Below are 4,853 nucleotides of genomic sequence, written 5' to 3'. Positions count from 1 at the left end.
ACATCTTTTTATTTAAGATTTAGGAAACACTATGAGCAATGAAGCAACGCTAAGAACATTTATCCTTGAGAACTACATGTTCACAGACAATCAAGACGAACTCAAAAATGATGACTCTTTTTTGGATAAAGGCATTCTAGACTCCATGGGAATACTCGAAGTCATTGCACTGCTTGAGGATGATTTTAACATCACCGTTGAAGATGAAGAGATGGTTCCTGAAAACCTTGACTCAATCAACAACCTACTAGCTTATATTTCTAAGAAATCTGCATAGTATGACGATAGCAAGCATATTAAGTGCGCTGGCGAAGCATGCTCATTCTACTCCAGACCGGACTGCCGTAACATATAGTGTTAACGAAGCAAGGAATCTTAGCTATTACCAGCTAGCTTGCCTTGTTAACATCTATAGGAAGAAGATTAAATCATTGAATATTCCTAGCAACGACAAAGCTGTTATATGCCTGGAAAATTCCGCTGAATATATCGCTCTCCTTTATGCTTGCTGGTCTCTAGACATTACTGTTATTCCACTGCACAGCCAAAGTGCTGTTCGAGAAGTTCAACATATTCTGGATTTCTCTCAAGCGAAGTTAGCCATCACCAAAAATAATTTGGCAATAAACTTAGAAAACTCAGTTCAACACCTCAAGGTAGAGGCAAATGAATTTGAGCTATTATTAGACACGGAAGCAGCGAAACCCGACTTAGACCAGTGGGTAATCCCAGCTGTTGAGCACAACGCGCTAATCTTGTTTACCTCTGGCACCACAGGAGACCCTAAAGGTGTCATGCTTTCTCATAGTAACCTGCTTGCTAATACTCAATCAATTGTCCAATACCTGAGCTTAAGTGCGACCGACTGCACCTATTGCGTATTACCATTCACATACAGCTACGGCAACTCAGTATTACAAACTCATATTTATGCTGGGGCAAGTATTTGCTTAGGGCAGTCAATGCTCTACCCTAAACTCATTGCTGAAGACTTAAACAAAGCAAGCATTACGGGTTTTTCTGGTGTACCCTCAACATTTCAAATTCTTTTACATAAGACTAGCTTTGCCAAAATACATCCGCAACTTAGATATATTACCCAGGCAGGTGGAAGTATGAGTGTTACGACTACCAAAGAGTTACTAGAGGCACTACCTAACACCGATATTTACGTCATGTATGGACAAACTGAAGCGTCAGCAAGGCTCACCTACCTGCCGCCAGCCAGACTACTAGAAAAAGCCGGCTCAATCGGCATCCCAATACCTGATGTAGAGTTAGCGATTAGCGATGAAAGCGGCAAACTATTGGGGCCAAACGAGACAGGTGAACTTATTGCCAAGGGAGACAATATCATGCAAGGATATTTGAGCAACCCAACGGCTACGGAACAAACAATTACAGGTGACTGGCTACACACCGGCGATTTGGGCTACAGAGATATTGATGGTTTCTATTACATCAAAGGCCGCCAGAAACAAATGATTAAATCTGGCGCTAACCGTATTCACCCAGAAGAAATTGAAGAAGTTATCCTGGAGTGTGATGCTGTTAGCGAGGTTTCTGTCACTGGAATCAAAGACGAGCTGCTAGGCGAAGTCATCGCTGCTTTTGTAATTCTCAAACAGGGCTTTGGTGAAGACCCAAAACCGATCCGCTATCATTGCCGGAAAAATCTACCGCCTCACAAACAAGTTAAGGAAATTTTCTGGGTCAGTGAATTTCCTCGCACAAGTAGCGGAAAAATAAAACGTCACGAGCTAGCAAGCTTTGCCAATGCGCGCAAATAACTCATTTACGGAAAGAAGAGATCACTAATGAATAGCCAAGTTGAAAACCTACTTAAACAATACACCCAGTTAGACCATGCAGCTGAGGTAGAACGCATTGGGGGATTTATTAGAGACTCCTTACGAAAAACGCTACACCGTCGCGGCTTGGTCGTCGCAATATCTGGTGGAATAGACAGCTCAGTTAGTGCAGCTTTAGCTGTCAGTGCACTTGGCCCGAAAAAAGTATTTGGAATCTTAATGCCAGAAACAGATTCTTCTTCAACTAGCTTAGAGAGAGGTAGAGCTCTAGCCGAGCACCTCGGCATCGAGTATACAGTTCAAGATATTGCCCCAGCACTAGAAGCAATAGGTTGTTATGAATGGCGCGATCAAGCGATCAAAAAGACCTTCCCAGAGTATTGCGAAGGTTGGAAAAATAAAATAGTGATCGATGGAGGGGCTAAAGGACAAATTAACCACTTCAAACTTGTCGTTGAAGACCCGTCCGGCAAGCAGCAGCAAAAGCGTTTGGGTTTAAATGAGTACCTGACAATTGTAGCAGCAACAAACTTTAAGCAACGTATCCGTAAAAATATGGACTATTTCCATGCAGATCGGCTGAACTATGCTGTAGTGGGTACACCTAATCGAGTTGAATATGATCAAGGCTTCTTTGTCAAAGGTGGAGACGGTTTAGCAGACATCAAACCAATTGCTCACCTATATAAAACACAAGTATATGAATTAGCTCGTCACCTAGGGCTGCCTGAAGAAATCTGTAGTGCCACCCCCACTACCGACACCTACAGCCTAAGCCAGGGGCAGGACGAATTTTACTTCGCTCTTCCATATAACAAAATGGATGTAGCGCTGTGGTTCTATAACAACGAAAAGCCATCATCAGAGTTAGCAGAAGCATTAAACACGAGCACTGAACAAGCAGACTTTATTTACAATGATATTGAAAGCAAACGTAAAACAACTCAATATTTACACCTCCATGCACAGTTAATAGACAAGGTTGATTTGGGTTGGTAATGATGAGTGCTAAAAAAAGCCAAACGAAAAACAATCAACAAAAAGTTTTTGACAGGCTTGCCGTGCGTTTTAAGGATCGAATTCGTGAAACCGTTACAGACAATGAAACGGAAGGTGTCGACTCATTCCTTAAACAAGCTTTTGTAAATAGCCCTTTGCGACACTCCCCCGAGTACAACGATTGGCTATTTTCAAATAACATCAAAAACCCCCGATATATCGCTTGGGACGGGAATGATGTTGTCGGCACCCAGTATGGTTTAAAGTGTACGGTTAATTATGCCGATAAGGTTTACTCAGGGTGCTGTGCCATTGACCTCTCGGTCGATGAAAAATGGAGAATGAGAGGCCTAGGCGTTGCTTTGATCAAAAAGCTCATGGATCAACATGATTTCGTTATAGGCCTAGGGATATCTCAAGCTGCTCAAGCGATGTTTACAAGATTGAACTGGTACAATCTTGGAAATATAGCTTTCTATATTAAACCTCTTACAGCAAAAGGATTTTCTAGCACCCAACAAGGCCATGGGGTAAAAGGTACTATAATTTATCCAACAATAGCCTGGGGCGTTCGTTTTTTTACTCGACTAAAGCACTTAGTAAGAACTAGAAAAACGATAAAACCGATATCCCAAGTTGAGAATTATAAGAAGGATTTAGAATACCTATACAACAAGGAACATAATCTCAAAATACTCAACATTAGAAAGAATGCTGAGTATTTTGAGTGGCGCTACATTGAAACACCATCACAGCACCCTTACGACATTCACTTCCTATACGAAGGAGAAAACCTATCAAGCTACTTGGTTACAATGATTAGTGAGTGGCAAGGAAAACAGGTTCTAGCAATTTGTGACTACTTAGCTCCAGATTCAGACTACCCTGATCTAATCAAGCTAAGTGAAAAGTTAGCCTTAGAAAAAAATGTTGATGCAATCATGTATCAAGGCATCAACCTGGACATGGAACACGAATTGAAGAAGTCACTTTTTATAAAACGTCCTCATGGTGATCTATTTATGCTTCACTGTAAAGGTGAAGCCTGCAATCTAATGCAAGCACAGGATATAAAAAATTGGCGAATTACATTTGCAGACTCTGATATGGATTTCATGTTCTTCAAACCTTAGATAGTTTATGAATACCAGCTTATGGATACTAATCGTAGAGAATTCTTAAAACTAACCACTAGCGCCGGTGTAGGCCTTTCACTTGGCATTTCTCTCAATGGCTGTAATGAATGGAATACTGAAAGCCTAGCATTTTCACCAAAAGCTTGGCTAAGTATTCACACAGACAATCGAGTTGTCATTACCTTACCCAAAATCGAAATGGGGCAAGGAATCATTAATGCAATACCCGCAATCATAGCGGAAGAATTAGATTTAGAATGGTCAACTATAGAAATCAAGCTGGCTGACGCGGACACGAAGCATGCCCAACTTCGAACCAGTGGAAGTAGCTCAATCAAGTCACTATGGCTCCCTCTTCGAACTGGGGCTGCAGGTGTCAGGGGCATGCTACTACAAGCAGCAGCCCAAACTTGGGAGGTTGATCAACAAAGTTTAAGCACCAAAAATGGCCAAGTTATAAACCAGCAAACAGGAAAGCACATTAGTTATGGCGACTTGAGTAAGCTGGCCAGCACATTCCACCCCCCTAAAAATCCTGCTCTTAAAAAACCTAGTGAATTTAACTTTATAGGGAACAAAAACCCTAGCCTAAACGTTCACGACATCGTCAAGGGACAGGCACAATATGGTATCGATACTGAGCTGGAAAACTTGCACTATGCTGCAATTACTCACGCCCCCACATTTAAATCAACACTAGCGTCAGTCTCCACTACAAGGCAATTAAGCTCCGGTGTTAAAGGAATAGTAAAGCTAAATAACGCCGTTGCGGTTGTAGCTACGTCCTATTGGCTAGCGAAAAATGTCTTATCAACCTTAAATATTACATGGCACTCCGAAACAGATAATGACCTAAACCAAGCTCAGATAGAAAGAGACTTTATTGATGCCTTAAGTCACACTGGCA

5 protein-coding genes are annotated in these 4,853 nt (G+C 41.7%); all 5 read left to right on the top strand.

Annotation, left to right across the window (positions count from 1 at the left end):
- The first annotated feature begins 31 nt into the window (after nucleotides 1–31).
- Nucleotides 32–277: an acyl carrier protein gene (locus tag A3766_RS14570; RefSeq protein ID WP_068515291.1), complete on the top strand. Its 246-nt coding sequence runs from the start codon at nucleotides 32–34 to the stop codon at nucleotides 275–277.
- Nucleotide 278: 1 nt separating this feature from the next.
- Nucleotides 279–1,790 (top strand): class I adenylate-forming enzyme family protein, encoded by a 1,512-nt coding sequence (locus A3766_RS14565; protein ID WP_082865367.1) that lies wholly within the window; start codon nucleotides 279–281, stop codon nucleotides 1,788–1,790.
- Nucleotides 1,791–1,817: 27 nt separating this feature from the next.
- Nucleotides 1,818–2,810, top strand: a complete 993-nt coding sequence (gene nadE, locus A3766_RS14560) for an NAD(+) synthase (protein WP_068515293.1) — start codon at nucleotides 1,818–1,820, stop codon at nucleotides 2,808–2,810.
- Nucleotides 2,810–3,943: a GNAT family N-acetyltransferase gene (locus tag A3766_RS14555; RefSeq protein WP_068515295.1), complete on the top strand. Its 1,134-nt coding sequence runs from the start codon at nucleotides 2,810–2,812 to the stop codon at nucleotides 3,941–3,943. The genes nadE and A3766_RS14555 overlap by 1 nt, the downstream gene beginning before the upstream one ends.
- A 21-nt stretch (nucleotides 3,944–3,964) precedes the next feature.
- Nucleotides 3,965–4,853: molybdopterin cofactor-binding domain-containing protein (locus A3766_RS14550; protein ID WP_156508910.1), on the top strand; the 889-nt coding region annotated here is incomplete at its 3' end.

The sequence above is a fragment of the Oleiphilus sp. HI0132 genome (genome assembly GCF_001635845.1).
The sequence above is the reverse complement of the archived record's forward strand: the minus strand, read 5'-3'. Positions and strand labels throughout refer to the sequence as shown.